Origin of the sequence: Leucobacter salsicius M1-8 (assembly GCF_000350525.1) — a bacterium.
In the GTDB taxonomy this organism is placed as follows: domain Bacteria; phylum Actinomycetota; class Actinomycetes; order Actinomycetales; family Microbacteriaceae; genus Leucobacter; species Leucobacter salsicius.
In genome coordinates, this window is sequence record NZ_AOCN01000025.1 from 44,197 (window position 1) to 63,348 (window position 19,152).

At 62.4% G+C, this 19,152-nt stretch carries 22 protein-coding genes; 19 read left to right on the forward strand and 3 right to left on the reverse strand.

Features of this window, described 5'->3' with window-relative positions; all coding sequences use genetic code 11:
* Positions 1-45: 45 nt before the first annotated feature.
* Positions 46-267 carry a hypothetical protein gene (locus tag C795_RS0112200; RefSeq protein ID WP_017794036.1) on the reverse strand — a complete coding sequence of 74 codons (222 nt, stop codon included), beginning with the start codon at positions 265-267 and terminating at the stop codon, positions 46-48.
* A 2-nt stretch (positions 268-269) separates the two neighbouring features.
* On the reverse strand, positions 270-632 hold the full coding sequence (locus C795_RS0112205; protein ID WP_157487121.1) for a hypothetical protein: 363 nt from the start codon (positions 630-632) through the stop codon (positions 270-272).
* 117 nt (positions 633-749) lie between these two features.
* Here C795_RS0112205 and C795_RS0112210 point away from each other — a divergent pair, with 117 nt between their 5' ends.
* From C795_RS0112210 to C795_RS0112240, 6 genes are all read left to right on the forward strand, one after another.
* The gene (locus C795_RS0112210; protein ID WP_017794038.1) at positions 750-1,553 is read left to right on the forward strand and encodes a DUF2637 domain-containing protein; all 804 of its coding nucleotides are present in this window, start codon (positions 750-752) and stop codon (positions 1,551-1,553) included.
* 44 nt (positions 1,554-1,597) lie between these two features.
* Positions 1,598-2,200, forward strand: coding sequence for a hypothetical protein (locus tag C795_RS0112215; protein ID WP_017794039.1), 603 nt, complete (start codon positions 1,598-1,600; stop codon positions 2,198-2,200).
* A 482-nt stretch (positions 2,201-2,682) separates the two neighbouring features.
* Positions 2,683-3,981: a hypothetical protein gene (locus C795_RS0112220; RefSeq protein WP_017794040.1), complete on the forward strand. Its 1,299-nt coding sequence runs from the start codon at positions 2,683-2,685 to the stop codon at positions 3,979-3,981.
* Between the two features lie 63 nt (positions 3,982-4,044).
* The gene (locus C795_RS0112225) at positions 4,045-4,431 is read left to right on the forward strand and encodes a hypothetical protein (protein ID WP_017794041.1); all 387 of its coding nucleotides are present in this window, start codon (positions 4,045-4,047) and stop codon (positions 4,429-4,431) included.
* 190 nt (positions 4,432-4,621) lie between these two features.
* Positions 4,622-5,200, forward strand: coding sequence for an HAD domain-containing protein (locus C795_RS0112235; RefSeq protein WP_026139648.1), 579 nt, complete (start codon positions 4,622-4,624; stop codon positions 5,198-5,200).
* Positions 5,201-5,329: 129 nt separating this feature from the next.
* Positions 5,330-5,935 (forward strand): hypothetical protein, encoded by a 606-nt coding sequence (locus C795_RS0112240; protein WP_017794044.1) that lies wholly within the window; start codon positions 5,330-5,332, stop codon positions 5,933-5,935.
* Positions 5,936-6,136: 201 nt separating this feature from the next.
* Here the strand turns inward: C795_RS0112240 and C795_RS0112245 are convergent, their stop codons facing one another.
* Positions 6,137-7,258: an SIR2 family protein gene (locus C795_RS0112245; RefSeq protein WP_198008474.1), complete on the reverse strand. Its 1,122-nt coding sequence runs from the start codon at positions 7,256-7,258 to the stop codon at positions 6,137-6,139.
* 132 nt (positions 7,259-7,390) lie between these two features.
* On the opposite strand from C795_RS0112245, the gene C795_RS0112255 reads away from it, so the two are divergent.
* From C795_RS0112255 to C795_RS0112315, 13 genes are all read left to right on the forward strand, one after another.
* A complete protein-coding gene (locus tag C795_RS0112255; RefSeq protein ID WP_017794047.1) occupies positions 7,391-8,557 on the forward strand; it encodes a hypothetical protein in 1,167 nt (388 codons plus the stop codon).
* A complete protein-coding gene (locus C795_RS0112260) occupies positions 8,554-9,021 on the forward strand; it encodes a hypothetical protein (protein WP_017794048.1) in 468 nt (155 codons plus the stop codon). Before C795_RS0112255 ends, C795_RS0112260 begins: the two co-directional genes overlap by 4 nt.
* A 55-nt stretch (positions 9,022-9,076) precedes the next feature.
* Positions 9,077-9,655, forward strand: a complete 579-nt coding sequence (locus tag C795_RS0112265) for a hypothetical protein (protein ID WP_017794049.1) — start codon at positions 9,077-9,079, stop codon at positions 9,653-9,655.
* 206 nt (positions 9,656-9,861) lie between these two features.
* A complete protein-coding gene (locus tag C795_RS0112270; RefSeq protein WP_017794050.1) occupies positions 9,862-10,158 on the forward strand; it encodes a hypothetical protein in 297 nt (98 codons plus the stop codon).
* Positions 10,159-10,644: 486 nt separating this feature from the next.
* A complete protein-coding gene (locus tag C795_RS0112275; RefSeq protein WP_017794051.1) occupies positions 10,645-11,616 on the forward strand; it encodes a helix-turn-helix domain-containing protein in 972 nt (323 codons plus the stop codon).
* A 73-nt stretch (positions 11,617-11,689) separates the two neighbouring features.
* Positions 11,690-13,048: a hypothetical protein gene (locus tag C795_RS0112280; protein WP_017794052.1), complete on the forward strand. Its 1,359-nt coding sequence runs from the start codon at positions 11,690-11,692 to the stop codon at positions 13,046-13,048.
* A 59-nt stretch (positions 13,049-13,107) separates the two neighbouring features.
* Complete coding sequence (locus C795_RS0112285; RefSeq protein ID WP_017794053.1) at positions 13,108-15,258, forward strand: hypothetical protein; 2,151 nt, start codon at positions 13,108-13,110, stop codon at positions 15,256-15,258.
* Between the two features lie 41 nt (positions 15,259-15,299).
* Positions 15,300-15,506: a helix-turn-helix domain-containing protein gene (locus tag C795_RS0112290; protein WP_157487122.1), complete on the forward strand. Its 207-nt coding sequence runs from the start codon at positions 15,300-15,302 to the stop codon at positions 15,504-15,506.
* Between the two features lie 83 nt (positions 15,507-15,589).
* Positions 15,590-16,000, forward strand: coding sequence for a hypothetical protein (locus C795_RS0112295; protein WP_017794055.1), 411 nt, complete (start codon positions 15,590-15,592; stop codon positions 15,998-16,000).
* A 151-nt stretch (positions 16,001-16,151) separates the two neighbouring features.
* Positions 16,152-17,432 (forward strand): hypothetical protein, encoded by a 1,281-nt coding sequence (locus C795_RS0112300; RefSeq protein ID WP_017794056.1) that lies wholly within the window; start codon positions 16,152-16,154, stop codon positions 17,430-17,432.
* Positions 17,433-17,573: 141 nt separating this feature from the next.
* The gene (locus C795_RS0112305; protein ID WP_017794057.1) at positions 17,574-18,254 is read left to right on the forward strand and encodes a hypothetical protein; all 681 of its coding nucleotides are present in this window, start codon (positions 17,574-17,576) and stop codon (positions 18,252-18,254) included.
* 70 nt (positions 18,255-18,324) lie between these two features.
* Positions 18,325-18,663: a thioredoxin domain-containing protein gene (locus C795_RS16030; RefSeq protein ID WP_017794058.1), complete on the forward strand. Its 339-nt coding sequence runs from the start codon at positions 18,325-18,327 to the stop codon at positions 18,661-18,663.
* Between the two features lie 42 nt (positions 18,664-18,705).
* Positions 18,706-19,095 carry a hypothetical protein gene (locus tag C795_RS0112315; protein ID WP_017794059.1) on the forward strand — a complete coding sequence of 130 codons (390 nt, stop codon included), beginning with the start codon at positions 18,706-18,708 and terminating at the stop codon, positions 19,093-19,095.
* The last annotated feature ends 57 nt before the right edge of the window (positions 19,096-19,152 follow it).

The window sequence follows — 19,152 nt, forward strand, 5'->3', positions numbered from 1 at the left end:
GAGGCCTCGGAGCTAGTCGGCGAGGGCACCGGCTGGGTGTGGGGCTTAGGGGAGTAGGCCCGCTTCCGCGATCCTGTCGAGCCACACCTCGGCGCTCGCTTCGTCGAGTGGATGCTGGTCGCGGTCGCGGAGCCAGGTCTCGAGGGTGGAAGCGTCAGGGAGGGTCTCGCGAACCTCAGCTCCGGGGGCTCCGGCTTCAAAGCTGACGAGATCGATGAGTGCAACCTGCAGGTCTACGACCTGATCCCGCGCGGTTTGTGTGTCCATGGCTAGATCAGCTCCTCGACCGTCGGGGTGTGTGAGAAATGACGGCTCTCGACCTCGTGGAAATTTGAGGTGAGGATCCCGTAAAAACTGCCGTGCACGGGGTCCGCGTCCGGGTCATACTCGTTGCGGCAATCGCAGTCCAGCTCGGAGATCGCCTCCGCGTAGAGGGGGTCGAGATCCCAGGCTGCTGCGACTACGTCGTCCGGCGAAATGTCACTATCGGCGAGGTCGATGCCGAAGCTATCGGCCTGCTCGCTCAGCCCCTCGACGATAGCGGCTTTTGCCTCCGCCTCCGTGTCGTATGCGGCGAACTCTGGGTGGCACTCGTGCCGTGTCTCGGTGCTCATAATGGGCCTTTCGCTCATGCGCTTCATCTTTTTGTAAGCGCTTGCTTGTAATTTAAACAGGGTTGTCATAGAATTGCAAGTGAACGCTTACAAAATGGCTGTATGGCCAAAAGTACCCAGCCCCGAGGAGGCACTATGAGCACCGAAACTCCAGCCGAGATTGAGGCAGCAGTTGCGCCGAAGCTTCCGCGCTATATAAACGTTGAGGGGCGCGGGATGCAAACGCTTATCATCCTGGGGCTCTGGGTTGTCGCCGGTGCGGCGTTCGTCGTGAGCGCTCGCTCGCTGTATGCAATCGGCACCGATTGGTTGGGGCTGGAGCCAGCGATAGCCCTCTGCCTGCCTCTCGGGATCGACATGATGGCAATCGTGGCTGCCATCAGTCGTCTGCGTCTACGCGCACGTGGTCTCGGTGCAGTGCTACCGGGGCTTTCGCTACTCGTCATCGCGCTTGTGTCCGTCGCCGCGCAGGCTGTGCATGCATGGTCGATTAGGGGCGTCTGGACTCCGGAGACGGTCACAGGTGTCGTGATCTCGGCGGCCATGCCGCTGACTGTGCTCGCCGCCTCCGAGATCATGGTGATGGTTATGGCACCGCCAAAGCTGGCGAAGCGCGGTCGTTCCACCCGCCGCGTCGCGCCGGTGCCCCAGAAGCCAGCGCCCGCCGTACAGGCCAGCGCACCGGTGAAGCCTGCAGTCGCAAAGCCTGCAGCCGCTAAGGTCGCTGCAGCTCCGAAGCCCCGGCCTGTACCGCCCGTCGATCTGCCGGAGCGTCAGCCGGATGAGGCTGACCTGGATTACGCGATCCGGCTTCTCGACCTTGGCCTAGTCGGGCAGCGCCGAGCCGCAGAGCTTTCGGGCACTACCCGCAGCAAAATTGAAACACGTCTAAAGCAAAAAGCTGTCGAGGTCGCAGCCGACCAGCCGGTGGCGGCGTAAGTCAGCCACGCAAGTCAGCCACGCCAAGCAGAGAGAGCAGCACCATGAAGATCGCTACCGCTATCGCCCTCGTGGCTGGCCTGACCTTCCCGCTGGCTGGCGTGGCCGATGCAGCCCAGGCCGCTCCCTCGTACGAGATCGAGTGCCTGGAAATTGGGCTACCCCAGACGCTGGTTACGGCCGACACTGAACCGGCCGATCTGCCGCTGATCGTGCCCGACGCGGCCGTCGCTGAGCCGAGCTATGACTGGCGGGCCGCGATAGAGCTGGCATACGCCGAGGTCGGTACGATTCGGCTGACAGGATGGGGTGCAGCGGGTGAATGCGTTGAGTCGGCCAGGCGCTGGGTCAATGCTGGTGGCGGGGGCTGGACGGGTAGCGGAACGGTGCTCGACAACTATGTCGGGGCGACGCGACACAGCGTTTCGGCGGCCGTGCCTGGCGACGTAATTCAATATCACGCCGTCGGGGCAGAGGACGCGTGGATCGCGGGTGTGCATACCGTTCTGGTGACCGGGGTGAATCCTGATGGGTCGCTAAAGATCGTCGAGTCGAATAACCCCGGCGGCTCTGGCCTCGTCACGAGTAGTGACAGCTGGGTGCCGCAGCCGCCCGCAGGATTCCATGCCGTCGCATGGCGGTTCTGACGGCGGCCGTGTGTGGCGTCGGCGTGGGTGAGTAGGGGAGGGAGGAGGTGGATAGTGAACTATCTGAAGAGCTGTATGAATATCGAGTTGTCCGTCACCCCTGCACCTACCGTCATCGCCTACAGCCCCTCGCCTTCGCCTTCCCGCCCCGCCCAAAGGCACCACGGCTCCGCCCCGTCACCTACGCCTGTCTGTCGCTTCGTCCCACGGTCTGCCCGCCGATACGGTGTCGGCCTCCGTCGCGCTGTGCCCTGCGCCCCTGTCGGCTGTCGATCTGCGGCGGCGCAGCGGGAGGGCGAAGCCCGGGAGCTCGCCGTCCTGCTTGCCTTCGGTCTGCCGACCTCGGTGCTCGCTTGCCCCGGCAGCGCCTACCGGCTTGCGGGGCGCCGCCCGTAATTACGAACGAACCCTTTTTCGAGCCGCTCCGCTAACGAAAAAGTTGGTTCGACAACTGTCGTCACACTAAACCTGGAGGTCTTACCGTGGACACTGCTCCGCTGCGCGCCTGGCTCGCTGGGGCTGCGCACCGTTATCCCTCGGGCGACGCTCTGCTCTATGCAGCCGTGGCGTGGGCTGGCGCTCGGATGCCTGACCTGTCTCCGGTGGATCTGTACTACGCGCAGAAAATCGTGTTGAAGAACGAGTCGTTTTCATTAGCTAGCGTTCGCGCGGCGGCAGCCCGGCTAGCCGCGGAGCGCGCCGCCGCCCACTCTCTCCCGGCCACGGCGCGCGCGGCGCGGCAAATGCTCGGACTGGCGGTGGCTCCACACCCCGGCGTAGGGCAGAGACGCCAGGAGATCGTCCGTCGAGCCATCGTCGTAATCGGACTGACCTGGGTCGCTGAGGCCGCGCGACTAGAGACGATGACGCACATCATCGTGAGTAGCAGGTGGCTCGCAACCCAGCTTGGTACGTCGCAGCAGAATGCTCTGAACGTGATTAACATTCTCAAGCGCGAGGGAATCCTCTGCGGCGAAAAACTACTTCGCGATGGCCGCACCCGGGCGTTCCGCCTCCGCGCCCTTTACCGCCCCGAGCGCTACGCTGCCGAACTCGCTTGGGCTGGTGACGCAGATGAACTAGTGGCGTGGGTGACCTCGGGCACCGCGCCGACCCCTGGCTCTCTTGCCGACGCGCTGGCCGCTGCTGGCTCACCCGTTTGGACGCACGCTGGTGCGGCGGTCTCTGGCTCATGGCCGACTGCTGTGCGTGATGCGATGATGCCGCGAGCCCGGGAGGCGCGGCAGATCGGCCGGGAGCTGCGTGATCCTAAACGGGCCACCCGCCGCCGCCGCGCACTGGCGGCCGATCTTGAGTTGCTGGCGGCCTGGCCAAAGGCGATTGGCGCTCCGGCTCGCCCATCCGTGGCCCGTGGGTGGCTGGCTGGTCGCGCGGCTGACCAGCCGATGACTGACTGGCTGGCCGAGGTCGCTCAGCGGAGTGGCGCGAAGGCTGCCGCAGATGAACGGCGGGCGGTGGCAGATGCTGCGCGGCGGGCTGGTAGGAAAGCGGCAGATCAGGCCACTGGCGGCATCCGAGCGTATCGCACGCCGGAGGAAGTAGCCGTCGAAGTTCTGCAGCGGATCGGCGATGCGCCTACTGTGCTGGCGGAGGTGAAGCCGTGGCTGGGGCAGGTGGCGGATGCGTGGGCGCAGATTGGCTCGAAGGCCACGCTCGCCCAGAGGTCTGCGCTGCGCGCCGGCGTATCTGGTGTGCTGCAACGCCGGGCCGGGATCGACGACGAGCGGGCGAAGCAGGCGGCGGAGCGGGCGGTGGCGTAACACCCGCTGACCGCGCATTCGTTACTCGTGTCGCTGGACGGTCTGGCGGCGGGAGAGGGAGCGATGGTTGCAGGTGGGACGCCAATTCAGGTCATCGAGGGTGCGGAGGCTGCGCCGGGTTTGTGGGTAGTGACGACGATCTCGGGCTCGGTCTACCGCGTCGCAGTAGCTGAGGACGGCTCGGCGACAATGGTGCGCGGGCGCAGTGAGGCTCCGGTTGATCCGGAATACGGGCTGCCGGGGATCGAGCTCCACGGCGACGGGGAAGCGCTTGAGCTGGTCTCATGGAGCGCAAGAATCGGCCCTGACGCTGGCGCGGTTTTTGTCTACTGGTCAGATGAACGGCGTGACATGGTCGAGCGCTCCGGGTCGATCTACTGCGGGACGGTGCGAAAAACCAGCTCGGTCGTGGGGATTGAGTATGTGGCGCTAGGCGAGGGAGTGCTGTGAACGCGGCGCTGGCGCTGGTCGCTGTAGCTGAGGACGAGGCGTACGCCGGCCCGCTTCGCCGCCGCTGCCCGGAGTGCGGGGTAGCCGCGTACCATTCGTGCACCGTGCCTGTCGCTGCGGACGAAGGTGACGTGCGGGGGATAGCTACAGCGCAGCAGCAGACGCTGTGCTTCCATGCGGAGCGGCTCGCGTGAGGGCCCGCGTGGTCGTCGCCCTCGACATCGATGGCGTGCTCAATCACGATTCCGGCGGGAGGGCTCGAAGACGCGGTGTCGAGCCGGCGCAGTATTTCCCTCACTGCGAGATCGGCGGTTACTACGTCCAATGGCGCTGGGATGTCGTCGATGGATTGCGCGAGGTACTCACGACGCCCGGCGTTCGCGGTGCCTGGCTTACAACGTGGCTGGCGCAACCGGGGCTGCTCGATGAGTTTGAGCAGGCCATCGGCTACGACGACCTCGACCTCCTGCGGGCACCATATCCGACGGCCGGGTGCGAGGCGGAGCTTGGTTTCGCACCGACGACCTCGCATACACCGGCGACCTCGCGCTGGTGGAAATACGGGGCTGCAGAAATGCTTGTCGAGCAGACCGGCGCGGAGCGTCTCTGTTGGATTGACGACGATCTTGGTCGAGCGCGCGGGCCAGGAGTTTGGGAATGGCGGCCGGGGGAGCGTGACGGTCGGCTGTTTATCAGGCCGGACTCGACAGCGGGGCTGCTTGGCGTCGACGTACGCCGGGTGCGGGAGTGGGTGGGGAGAGCTGTCTAAGGGGGAAGTAGCGCTGGGGCGGACAGCTTCAGTAGGGGCAATCGAGACGGCACAGCAGGTGATGGGTTTTTCATCCGGAGCGGCTCGCGTGAGGATGACCGGCTGGTTGACGTAGATAGGCTGGCAGGTATGTGTGCCCGTCGTCGCGTCTACGTTCCGATCCTGCTTGGGGTTCTCGCAGCCACCGTCGCCGGTTGTGCTGCCGAGCCAGTGTCAGAAACGCCGCGGGCCCCGCGGCCGGCAGCGGTCACTGAGACGCCCGAGGTACCGGCGGAGCCAGCCGAAGAGTCGATGTCTACGGTGTTCCCCGCGACGTGCGAGGAACTTCTGCCGCTGGTGACGGCACAGACTTACGATCCTCGGCTCGAAGCGCATCCAGGCGTCGACGCGGAAGCACAACTCGCCGGGATGATCGGCCCGATGACGATGGCGACGCTCCGTGGCGGCGAGCAGCAGCTGTACTGCAACTGGGGGATTACCGGTACCGGCGCGCTCGCGTATCTCGGCGCTGCGGTGATCGACGAGGCTGCGAAAACGGAGTTGGTGGCGGCACTGCGCGACTCGGTCTACGAGGAGGTTGCTGCGGATGGCGCAGAAGCGCGATTTACGCAGGGGCAGAGTGCGGAACACCAATACACCGATCGCATCATTATTGATGGTGATGTGCTCATCGCAGTTAGCCACACGATCACTGGTGATTTCGCGCAGGACGCGTGGGCGGGGATCCGGCGGTGAGTGGTGCCCAGGCCTACTCGATGACGTGCCAGGAGTGCGGATTTCTAGAGGAGCACCGGGTGGTGGGAGGCGCGGAGCCTGTGTTCAACATGGTGGAGCCGCGCCGGGTTCGAGACGCTACGGGAGCGACTGGCACTGTGGCCACCTGCCCACTGTGCGGTGGGCGAGTCGTGGGTGAGGTGCGTGCAGGGTGAGTGATTGCTAGGAGGTAAACATCGCCCACTCTGGGGTCTTTTCGGCTCCATCTGCGCCGGTGCGGATGATCGTAAGCCAGTCATTATCTTCATCCTCAGCACCCCAGCCAAACGCGCGCTCGACATTGTGGCGTTCAGGGTCATCACCATAGGTCACAACTAAAACTTTCGGTTTATCGGCGCGGTTTAGGAACTCTTCACGAAGTCTTGCGTTGACAGGCTCGTCGCGGAATGAGTAACCGATGATTAACCAGTGATCTGCATTAACTAGACCTTTCACAAACATCTCGTAAGCCAGAGCAAAAGGCTGTTGTGCCACGTGCTCGGCCTTGTCACGACGAGCAGCGAGGACGACGGCGGGCCGGATTCTTGAGGTTTTGTTCCGGATTGCATTCCATACGTGAGGGCCCCTCACCAGATCTCGATCAAGCTTCACTTGCAACGAGCGGTCCGGCTTTGTCCAATACGTAAGGGACCCGTGAAGATGGAGGAGCTGCACTCTCCGAGAAATGGGGAAGTCAGTTGCCTCTAGTCGTAACTTCTGGACTCGATGTTCGCCAAGTTTTCCGAGCTTGACTTTTGCGTGCTGCATGCCGTGACCCATGTCGGCCATCTCTTGTTTGCAGGTCTGGAGCAACGCTGAAAGAAGGAGCGTGTCGTAATTTAGATTAGCTATGACTACATCACCGCCATGTGAATCGATGATGCTCTGAGTGAGTGCATGCAGGTTTTCAGAGTCATCCTGGTAGGCACGTGACCTCTCAGCAATGACTTGGAGTACGTGAGCAACCCCAGAGTCCCGAACTTGTTCTGCGAAGTCTGCGACCTGCTTAATCGATGTTCGGAGGAGCTCATCCTCTGGTTCAGTTAGCTCTGCAAGCGTGTTGAGCACATCAAGAGTTCGAGATTCTGCGCCTAGCGCGCCAACGAGGATCTCGAAATCCTCATTTGAGTTCGCACCATGCGGGAGTACGCGGTCAGCGAGTTCCTTCATAGCCTTCACCACATCGTCGCCATCAAGTTTGCGGATTCGATGAAGTACTTCTTCGGTGATGCTCTGCAGGCTTAGTTCGCGGTTGAACGCGACCGATAGACCGTTACCGACAAGAACCGCAACATTCCTGGGCAATTTAACTCCTATATTCCGCCTACAGCACTTCATTCAACGGGCTCACCATAACTGTCCAGCAAGATCCTGCAGAGTCGACATGCCGGGCATTAAACAGGTACCCCAGGCCCGCGGTTCGCATAGGATGGCCGCATGGGCGAAGAGATGTTGCCGGAGGTGAAGAGGCTCCGGCTCACAGGTGCGCGTTTTGAACACGGTCATCTCCCTATTGACTCCCTAGTGGAGCTTCAGAGGTATCAGGAGCTGCACCGCATTGCTGCCCGTGCGAAATGGCGTCACGATCATCCGGGCGAAGATATTCCAGCTGACTTTGATGACTCAGTGCGCCTTGCTATCGAGCGCATCGATGCGGGCAGTGCCGATATTTCCATGGGCTTCGAGCAAATCGCTGTATACGCGGAATATCGGGCAGCTGCCGAGGACGCAGTGGAGTCTTCTATCGCCGCTGCATACTCCGACGTCGAGAACGCGGTCACTCTGCCTGACTATGTTGGTCCTACCGAAAGCCTGGAGTTCAGACATGCTGCGGCTGAACTTGGCAAGACACTCAACGACAATCAGACCATCGAGATCTACCGAGCTGCGCCTGACGCACCACCAGTTAGCATCAGCGTTGTCACTCGGCCTGAGGCCGTCAAGAACCTGACTTTTGATGAAGATTTTCTGGTGTCTGAGGCTGAACAGCTCGCCATCGCAAAAGTTGAACCGATTGAGGCCTCGCTCGTTGGCCGTGTGATCGTTATTGAAGCTGAGAAGCAGACGTTCACTCTCGAACTCGCGGATGGCAATGCCGTCAAAGGTTGGTACAAACATGACCATCAGTTAATCGAGGATCTTCGTGATGTCATCGACTCTCCCTCAGAGGCCCCTCTTACTCGTGTAACTGGAACGCTCGCCTTCAAAGATGGCAAGCCGTACCGAATCAATCCGGTCGACTCAATCGAGCAGCTTGAATTCGATGAAACTAGCTGGGGTGCGCGGCTCACTGAATTTGCTTCACTGCTTCCTGGATGGTCTGACGGTGAAGGCGAGCAGATATCCTCGGTCGCGCTCGACGCTGCGCAGTCGCTGCTTCGTGAAGCCTACGGCTTGTATGGGGACCACCCAGGTGTGGTCCCCACGGAGGACGGGGGTGTCCTAGTGGAGTGGGCTGATCGTGACAGCGTTCTGAGCGCGGAGATCACAGCTGAGGGCGCGTTCGAGCTGTTCGCCATCGGTCGAGGAGACGACGACGGCGAACATGAAGAGACGCGCGACGTTAAACAGGCACTCGACTTCCTTCGTGGAGGTGACGAGTGAGCGTTCCTAATGTGGAGCTGGCCGACGGTGAAGAGATTATGGATGTCGCTGACGAGCTGATGTATCGGCAGATCACCGGTCTTATGATGGATAACGGCAAGCCTGTGACCGCGGCTTTTGGGCCGGCTTCGATCGATAAGGGGAAGCCTTCGTACTCACGCTCGAACGAGGTCTCCGCCCAGCAGGCCCGGGACTGGCACACAGAGTATGCTTCGCGTCCATCGCTCGGCGTCTGGGCCGTTTCAGTTGAAGAAGTCGTGGGTGCCGGCCTGGTTGCTGTCGATGACTCAAAGACACGGCTCCCACCCAACGGGAAGCGAGCGCCGGGACATTGCTTCGCCGACTTCCGAGGTATGAACAAGCGGGAGGAGCGCGTGTACCGCGCAAAGCTCTATTTCGGCGCTATTGACCGTGGAGAAATTCCAACAACTGCGACGTTGCGGGACGGTCAGCTCTTTGAGTAGTTGATCAGTTTCGGGGTGATCGATGAATGCGCATCCACCGCGCATTCTCCACCTCATGACAGACCAATACACAGAACTCATCCGCACCGCCGCAGCGTCCATCGCCACCACCTGGGCCACCCCCAGCGCCGAACCGCCACCCGTTGTCGCCTGGCTCGCAGCGCAATTCGCAGATGTATTCGCACGCCAGACGATGCACCCCGACGAAGGCCGGCAAAAAATGGCAGAGGCTTGGGCTGATCTACACAGCATGCTGCTCGCCGAGGCGCTGCGTCAGGTGGTAAATCGCCGGTCTGGTGATGACTGGGCGCGGGCCACGGCGGGGCATGGTGCAGTGGTTGAGGAAGCGGTTGAGGAAGCGGTTTACGAGCTGCGCCGGGTAAAAATCACGCCGCACGTGCAGGGCCTAAACGCGCTGACCGCGGCGCACGTCGAGTCGCTTGCTTCTGTGCTCGACGCGGGGCTGCCGATTGAGGTCGTCCTTGAGTCGTCGGCGCGGGAGGTCGGTGTCGCGATGCTAATTGCGAGTCTCGGAATCGACGCGGGCGGTGCCATTGATGGCGCAACAGAGACAATGCGGCGCGTTCTGCGCGAGCAGGCGGAGCAGCTGGTGGCGGCGCGAGTAGGGGAGTAGCGAGTAAGGCGGAGGAATAGGGGCGCTGCGCCGGGTCTGGGATGGCTCGGCGCAGCGCCTTTTTGTGTGCACCGGGTAAATAATAATTACCGCGCATTGTCTACCCGGGTGGAGATTCCGCCATTAGGTGTAGAAGGAGGCGAGGACAATGACTGCTGCTGCTCACCGCAAGCCGACGCTTGCGTGATCCCAGAGAGGGGCAGTAGATGACCGCCCAGCCGATTCAAAAATTCAATCTCCCGGAGCTTCTCCAACTTCTCGCGCTTGAGTACGCTGCGCTCGACGTCGTCGATGCCGAAGGCGTAGACATTAAGCCAGGCAACAGCGCGTTACGCGAGATCCTGCGCCACCCGAGCCTGCATGGCTCCGTAGTGGCCGCAGTGGTGACACGGGAGAGCGTCGAAGTCGCCGTCGATGATGGAGGCGCCAGTCTGACAGACCTCCTGGTCCTGTCTCGGGAGCAGGGTGGTCCCGCTGGGTTGCTCGCGCTGCTCAGTGAGTAGGCCCGGATAGCCCGCCCGATTAAGCGAAATCGCTGGATCGGGCGGGCTTTTGCCGTCCTGGCCCCATTTTGGCCCCATCTTGGTCCCGCTGGACCCACTCTGGTCCCGCTCTGGACCCAAACTTTGGGACCAGGCAAAAACCGCATGAAATCAACGATATTTAGACCTTTTCTTTCTATATTTACTATCTGGACCCAAAATATAGAAAGGGGTACCCCCTTTTTACGCGCAACCCCTTTTTATCCACTCACTATCGCTGTCTACATAGATATGGGTACCCCTTTTGAGAATCTGGGTCCAAGGGTGCTTTTGAGCCTTTTAACCCCTTAACTTCCGCATGATTACGCGGATTTTGCCTGGTCCCAAAGTTTGGGTCCAGAGTAAGTCCAGGCGGGGCCAGCGGGACCAAGATGGGACCAAGAGCCGCCGCGCATAGCCCCGGCGTGGTCGCAAACGGTGAGGCCACAGAGAGGTTAGGCTGACGCCATGGGCATTGATGAGCAGGATCCGACGGCCGCACTCGCAGCCGCTCGCGACGCAGAGAAAGCCGCCTCCGCTGCATTTGCTGCCTCCGAGGCCGCGCTCGACGCTGCGATTCGCGACGCTCGTGACGCGGGCCTCCCGTGGGAGGAAGTCGCCGCGGCCACGGGCATCCCGATGCGCTCCGCACAGTGGCGCCTCCAGCGCCTGACTGACTCCGCCCACTCTCTGGAAGCTCAGACACGCCCCTCGCGCGCCGGTGTGCCTCAGACCGGTGCCACCACGGAGCCTCCTCCGGGCACAATCACGGTTACTGAAGCCGCAAAAATGTTGGGGTACGCGGCGCGTCAGTCGGTCCTGGACCTTGTCGAGCAGGGGCAACTCGAAGCGATTGAGGTCGAGCGCCCCGGTCGCCAGACGCGTCGCCGCATCGTTCGTGAGTCCGTCCTGCGCCATCCTCGTTATCAGGTCGCTTCGGGTGCGGATCCGGCTGCTGTCTCAGTGTCTGAGGCTGCGCGCCGGGCAGGTGTCTCCCGACCGGTGATTACGCTTCTGCTTCAAAAGGGCAAGATCAGGGCCGGGCTCACACCTACGGGGGCTTTCGGTATCGACACCGCTTCCCTGGGGGCATATGTCGCCGAGCGGGAGCGCACCGCAGGATCGTCTGTAACGGTGCTAGACGCGGCCGAGCGCCTAGGGGTGTCCCGCGCTAAGGTCACGCGTCTGCTGCGCGATGGTGAGCTCTCAGGGGAGGGTGAGCCGCCCCGCGTGCTCGTTGATTCGATCGAGCGCTACGAGCAGGCTCGCGCGGACGCTGAATCCGTGGGGTCGATGACGGTGGCAGAGGCCGCAGAGGTAGTGGGCGTCTCGCGCCCATCGATCTACGCCGCGATCCAGAGAGGGCAGCTTGCTCGCGACGAGCACGGGAGGCTCTCCGCGCAGGAGGTGGCGGAGTATCGGGCCAAAAGAGCCCGGTAGGTCACGGCAAATAAAGACAAAATACGTACTGTCGGAACTAGTCTAATCTTGTCGTCTTTGTTAAGCTAGACGCATGAGCAAGTTCACCTACCCCGCCCCGGTCGATCCGACGACCGGCTTTGACTCCGAGGACTACCGCGACTTCTGTGACGCAATCGACCAGGAGGGTCACGAGGGGTTCGTCGCACTTGTCGCGCCATCAGGCAAGGGGGCGGGGTGGGGGAACGTCGCTTGGCTCCCTGCTGACGATGTAGAGGCGCAGGTTGCGTGGATTGACGCCCACGACCATCCGGGCACCTGGGGCATCTATCGCACCATGAACTCGCTCGACGGACGTGGGGTTGAGGTCGCGAATGTGACCTCGGTGGATTCCATCGTTTTTGACGCGGACGTGGCAGAGGGGGTTCACGCTAATAGCGGCGAGATGCTCTCGTATGAGCAGGCTCTCTCCGCGCTGGAGTCCTCAGGATTTGCCCCCACCGCCACCACCTTCACTGGTGGCGGGTTGCTCCTCGTGGTGCAGCTCCGCGATGCGCTGCACCCCGACTCCCAGGAGCTGGGCCTGCTGGAGGAGCGCGCCGCCTACTGGGCGATGCATGTCTTTGGCCCTTCCGCAGACGTTGCCGTAACGCGAAAGCACTGTGGGTGGCGGCGCGTGTGCGGTTCTGTGAATCGTAAGAACCCAGAGGTCCCGCAGCGCGGACAGCTCCTCGACGTCGGCCCGACTTACGACTACGGCGAGCTGGTTGACTCAGCTTGGGCGCTGCCCGCGGAGGTAGTTGCCGAGCTCGATGCTCGACTTCGTCCTCGCGGCGACCAGGTCACGGAACCACGCGAGCTGCCCGGCGGGATCGACCACGGCATCGGCACTAAATTTGCGTTCGCTGCGTCGCCCGCAGACCTCGTGCAGCACGTCATGGACGCTCGAGTCACAGGTAAGTGGGTGAAGTTCCGTCGCCCCGACGGCAGCTATACCGACGGCAAGCCCAGCACGATGCTCGACAACAGTGGATTCCGCCAGGTGCTAAGGGTGAATTTGCAAGGGGAGCCAGTCTCCCAAATCGCGCACCGGCCAATCCATGACGCTCCCGTGCTCGTAATGCACGGCACCGCACAGCAAGAGCGTTGGCGCGCTGCGGGGCTTCCCGTAGAACCCAAGCAGGGCGCGCAGTACAACAGCTGGGACCTCCTCGTCAGTGTGTCCTGCGGCGGTGACGCAAAGCTCGCGGCTCGAATCCTCGGCCGTCACTCCATCGGTGTTGACGGCGTGACAGTGTTCGATCTGCCAGCGATTTTTGCGGCACTTCGCGCGTACGACCCAAAGCAGCTCGCAGAGGTATATCCGCCACGTAAGCCCCGGCCTCAGCAAATTTTTCAGCCGTCCGCCCCAGCCTTTGGAGGCAACGTATTTGGAGGTCCGGCATTCCGATGAACACCTCACCGATACTGCACACACGGATAGATCATGATCAAGAAGGAGCAGGTGCACCGATGGGTGAAGTTGTTGAGTTCACGCCGAGCACTGGGCTCTCGCTCGTAGAGGAGACTGAGTTTGTTCGAGAGGTTATCGAGCAGAATTTCTCGCAGGCCCTCGGCGAGAACAAGCGTCACGCTGAGCAGCTGCTCGGCCCAATGGAGCCAATGGCGGTATCCATCAACCTCGATGACCCTGAGGGTCACGGCGTTTTTGGCCTAATACCCCGAGAGAACTCGGAGCCGCGCCGTGTCATGCTCGCCGACTACGTGCCCTACATTGAGTCCCGCGATCAGCTGTGCTCGCCCAACGCCGACGGGGAGCTTGAGCCGGTCGAGTCGGCGCTCACTAACTCACGCGTGCGTTTGTGTACCGTCGCCGTGGTTGATAGCTCCGGTCGAAAGTGGGTTGCGCCGAACCTTCCTCAGTCGAAAGCTGAGGATATCAAGGAGGCGCTTAAGGCCGTAGGCGGGCCATTTCGTGTGCCGGCTGTGTCGGGCGGACCCCGGCACATGTCGAACGTGCTAATTTCGGCGCAGCAGGAGTACCGCCAGGAACTGATTTCGACGAATCGTACGGGGTGGATCAAGCTCGAGGGGCGGCACGTCTACGCGCTTCCTGGAGGCTCACTCGATGCGCGTGGCACGACTGATGCAGTCCGCGTCGCAAATGCCGGCACCGGTGGCGGCGCTCCCGTGGCCTACCAGGCTGCACTCGGGTTGCCCGAGGTCGGCAACACAGCGGGGGAGGCGCAGGGCATCGCAGAGGCACTCCGTGCGCTCCGAGCGATCGCGACGGACCGAATCATGGTCCCTATGATCGGCGCTACGCTAGCGTCCGTGATTCCTCAGTCAGAGGGGGCCGGCATGATTTTGACCGCGAAGCGCGGCTCAGGAAAATCATCAGTGCTTCGGGCGGTGCGCTCACTCTTCTCCGCCGCCCCAGTCGCGAGTTCCGGCTACGCGCTGAGTCTGACCGCAGATAACTCGGCTCCTGCCGTGAACGCCGTGCTCTCATGGCACGGCCATGTGGGCCTATTTATCGATGATTACCGCGTCGCTAACGTCACCAAGCTCGACGACAAAGCAAATGAGGGCGCAACAATCGTCGCGCAGGCAGCGTACGGCGACGGCGGTCGCGCAAAATCGGACATCACTTTTTCCGTGCAACAGGCCGACTCCCGCATCGTGTCGCCCATCATGACCGGCGAGATTTCTCCCGGCGAGAACGGCGAAGCGATTCGCTCACGCATCGCGCAGATCGCGATGGATATGGCTCGCGGCGAGATCTACGGACTCGGGAAATCCGACTCGCCACTCCACGCCCTTCAGCCGATTATTGATCGCACTGACGGCCTACGCAAGCTGACCGCCGCGCTCGTTCAGTATCTCGCGTCGAAGCTCGACGCAGACGGCATCCCTGCGACCCGTACCCGATTTGCATCACTCAAGCTCACCCGTCAAGATTCCGCTGCCGGGTTGATCGAGGACATAGAAAACCTTCGTGTCGCACAGGTGTGCTCGGTCTGGACGCTCGGCTGGGATCTGCTTCGCGAGATGGTGGGCGCTCACGCTGGCACGCCGCTCGGCGATGAGCTCGCACCACTGCTCCCATCAGAGCAGCAAATCACTGAGATTTACCATGCGATGGTGCGCGAGAACGTCGTATCATTGACTTCAGGATCAATTTCGACACGACTGCTGGACGAGATATCTGCGATGATCGGAGCGGGTAAGGGCCACCTCTTGATGCCCGCACGTATCGAGGGGGTCTCCGGCCAGGACGCTCGCTCTCTCTGGAAGCGGTACGGCTGGCGCGAATCCCCTGTGAAAGAAGCCCTCGATCCGAAGGGCCTCTCCCTTGGCGTCCTCTCGGACGACGGTAAACTCGTTCACATCCTCGCTGGCACTATCGGGACAGCGGCAAAGAGCGACTCGCTGAAGCTCGGGATGGGGGCGGATCAGCTCGCCGAAATCATGCACTCGGTCGAGCACCCGGACTACCGAGGAGCGAAGCCTGGCCGCCACAAGGGGTCCCGAAAGGTCTTCACCGATACCCGCCCCGCGAGCGGCTTTACGATCCCCGCGGCGTTGCTCGGCCTCGACCCAAGCCTCTATGGGGACGACGAGCTGGAGACGACCGGTGCGATCGGGGAGAATGAGAAGTGACCAGAAGCGACGAACGTACGATACGAGAGGAAGCAGAGAAGATGATTCAGGAAGAGCGCACCCCGGAGGGGTGGATGACTGTGAGTGCCGCCTCCGAGGCGCTCGGGGTGCATGAGCGCACGGTTCAGCGGCGGATCAAAGCCGGTGAAATCCCGGTGTTTGAGCTGTCACCACACCGCCGCCTGGTACCTGAGGGGTGGGTGAATGCCCTGCTGGAGGGGCGGCTCAAGGAGCTCGGTGAATACTGAGTATAAAAGCCGACAAAATGATGCATAAAGCGACGAAATGCGATACACTTATACACATAGGCGAAAGCCGGGAAGGACACGACATGACGAACATCACCCTCTCCAACAATGAGGCAGCCCGACGTTTTAGCGGCATCGCCCCGACTGACCACGACGTCATCGAACTCGGGCGCGTAGTCGGCGTCCACGGCCCCGACGCGCACCACATTGTGTCTGCAGCACGAAACTTTCCGATCTACACTGCCGAGGAAATTCGCAATGTGCCACTCGCGCAGCGAGTGCTGATCCGTGCCGAGCGCGCTATCCGCATGCAGCTCGGAGAGTGCGAATCCCGCGTCAGTGACGCGGAGATCATCGACCTTATTCCGACCGCCGCAGTTTTCGTGGGGATCGACATTCCTGGGCAGAAGCCTGGCGAACGCTGCCGTGAGAAGCGTGCGCAGCTCAAGAAGCGCGTGACCGCTCTTCGAAAGAAGCACGAAGCGAAGTACTAAAAAGCTCCCCGGGGCGCTCCTCATCAGCCTGCAAGCCGCGGCGCCCCGGGGCAACAACCCTATTATGCGCGGCAGGGCAGGCACAAGATCTTCACACACACCTCAGACGGATAAGCGGCTTGCAGGCTCTGATCCCGAGAGGAGGACTTTCATGTCCACGACCATCGCCCGCCCATCACGCGCACGCCGCACCGCGCTCGGCCTCGCAACGCTTGCCGTAGCAGCCAGCGCTGTTGTCACACTTCCACTCGTATCGCAGCCAGCACCAGCACAGGCTGCGTCGCTCCCACAAAAGGGGTGTCCGGTTGGCTCGATCAATCTTGTGATCGAGAAAACAAACCCCGCCGGGGAGCCTCTAGCCGGCGCAGTTTTTGACGTAACCGGCGACCTTGCCAGCGCAGCAATGACCCACTCACCACGATGGTCAGAGAACGGTGCTCGCGCCGAAGTTGAAGCGGCCATGGCCCACTACGAGGAGCTAAACGTCGCTCTTGTCGAGGCCGAAGCGGAGCTCGCGAACCTCGGCCTCACACTCTCGGAGGCAGAGGCGGCTCTCACGGACGCAAAGATCGTCCCCACAGATCTTCGCGATCTCTACGAGCAGCGCACCGCCGCGAACGTGGCGGCGGCCGAAGCCCAGGAAATTCTTGGACAAGCGCTAGAGGCCCTCGCTGCGGCTGAGTGGAACGGTGACCCGGTCGAGATCGCGGGAGCGCAGGCAGTGGTCGACAAGGCTCAGGCGGCCGTCGACGCGGCACACCTAGTCATGCGCGGCATCGAAGATCAGATCACCCCGCTGGCCGAAGCATACGAGCAGGGCGTGGCTGACGCTGAGGCGGCCGTCGCAGTCGCTACCGAGGTCCGCGATAACGCCCGTGATGCCCTGCGTCCCGCGAAAGCAGTGCGAGACGATGCGTTGGAGGCCCAGTACCGCGCTGTCTTTGAACGCGGCCTCTCCTCGGCCGACGTTACCGAGCGCGTTACCACTGACGCGGATGGCCGCGCGGTCGTCCAGCTGATCTCGCCACTGAGCGGCTGCACGCTCGTAGACCAGGAAACAGGTGAACGGGAGGAGCTTCGCCCGACCCTGTCGATCCCCGAAATTGTCGAGGTTGAAGCCCCCGATGGATACCAATTGTCGCTGGATGTCCACTCGCCCGCCGGTGAGATGCCCGGCGAGCAGGACGACGAATGGACCGTCACCATCGTGAACGTGCCCGAGGAGCCCGTGGCCCTGGTCGAGCCTGAGGAGCCCGAAGAGCCCGAGGAGCCCGTGGCCCCGGTCGAGCCTCCAAAGCCGGGTGTACCGCTCGTCCAGACCGGTAGCGATCTGACAGGCCCGATTGTCGGTTTTAGCGCCATTCTCGCCGCCGCCGGCGCCGCTCTCGCGAGCGGCCCGCTGCTCCGACGCATCCGCGCTAAGCGCGCCTAAGAAGTACCGCGGGCGGGGAATTTGGGATTTGGGTTTCCTTTCGCCCCGCCCCGCGGTTCTACCGAGGCCTGGGATCTACCGGTCCCACAACCTGATCCCAGGCCTCACCCTCACCCATCAGTAGAGACCTTAGGAGTCTATATGTCAACGCAAGTAAAACCCCAGTCCAAGCGGCGTTTTGCCGCCGTAGGAGCTGCCGGTGCTGTAGCCCTGAGCGCAATCGTTTTACTACCTGCCACCGGCGCGAACGCAGCAGGCACAGGCGCGCAGACGACGGAGGCACAGATCCAGGTTGTCGATGAGGCCGGAGCGCCGATCACCGGCGCGCAGATCGAGCTCACAGGTACCTGGCCGGAGCTCCTTACGAGCCCCGCGCTTGACGAAGCCGAGGCTGAAGCTCGGACGGCACAGGCCGATATGCAGCGCTGGTACGACGGCCAGCACCGCCCAGCGCGCGACGCCTCACAGGCGGCGTTCCAGAAATACCTCGCAGCACCCACCCCGGCAAACTTGGACGCATGGCTCTCTAAAAACTCGGCGGAGATGGCCGAAAACAAGAAGGTCGAGACCCAGGCTCGCGCGACCACTCAATACAAGCGAGTAACTGAATCCAGCATGAAAGTCAGCGAGCTGAAGGCGGCAGCGAGGACCTCAGCCCACCAGACTCGGACGATCATCACCGATTCGAACGGCCTTGCCACCACCCGCGTTGCTGTCGGCGGCGGAATCCAGGCGCAGCCTACTGCGCAGGTTATCGGTGACGACGACCTGATCACGATCCCGTACGCACCTAGCTCTACTTCACTCATCGTCGTGGAGTAGCCAGACCGCCGGGGCGGGCGTAGTCGTGTCCGCCCGCCCTGGCCCCATTTCTACAGAAAAGGACCCAACCATGGCTCTCAAGATCACCGTTTACTCCGCCGGCCCGGGCTGCATGCAATGCAAACTCACCGAAAAGCGCCTCGCCGACCTCGGCCTCGCCTACGCCATCCTCCCCGCCGCCGAAGAGCTGTCCGATGATCTGCGCGCGCAGGCTGTCGATCTGGGTGCGGCGATTCAGGCGCCGCTGGTGATCGTAAGGGATGCCGGGGGAGCGGTCGCGCAAGCGTGGGGCGGTTACCGGCCCGATCTGATCGACGCGGTGGCGGGGGAGCGGCGCGAAGCTGAGAGTTTGCTGAGTGGCCTAAATCGCCCCGGAAAGCCGCGAAATGACCCGTATGTGCATAGGTAAGGGCGGAGAAGAGCGAAGCCCTAGACACGAAAAGAGAACATTATGAGCGCGATAACCACCTCAGACCTCGATCAGTTCCTCGCAGCTGCCGACGCGGGAGATATGACCGCCCGAGTCATCTGGATCACTGGCCCTATGGCGAGTGGCAAGACCCGTCTCGCTGACAGGGTCGCCGACGCTCGCCACGATGCCGGCGACACCGTTCTCTGCGGCGTACACGTCGGGACGAAAGCGGTTCGCGATTACCTGCTGATCAAAGAGATCGGCGCCTCGCCCACCACCCTGATCTTCGATGACACCCCGTCACCACAACTGATCGCCGGCATCCAGGCATTGGTTAGTGAGGCGCCGGAGCACGTGCGATTTATCGTCGTCTCTCTGGAACCAGCCCCGCCGGGTTTCCCGGTCGACCAGCCGGTGACCCTCGCCTAATTCACCAACCTCCCTGCGGGGGTTGCATATCGCAGCCCCCGCCCGACCGGCACCTCA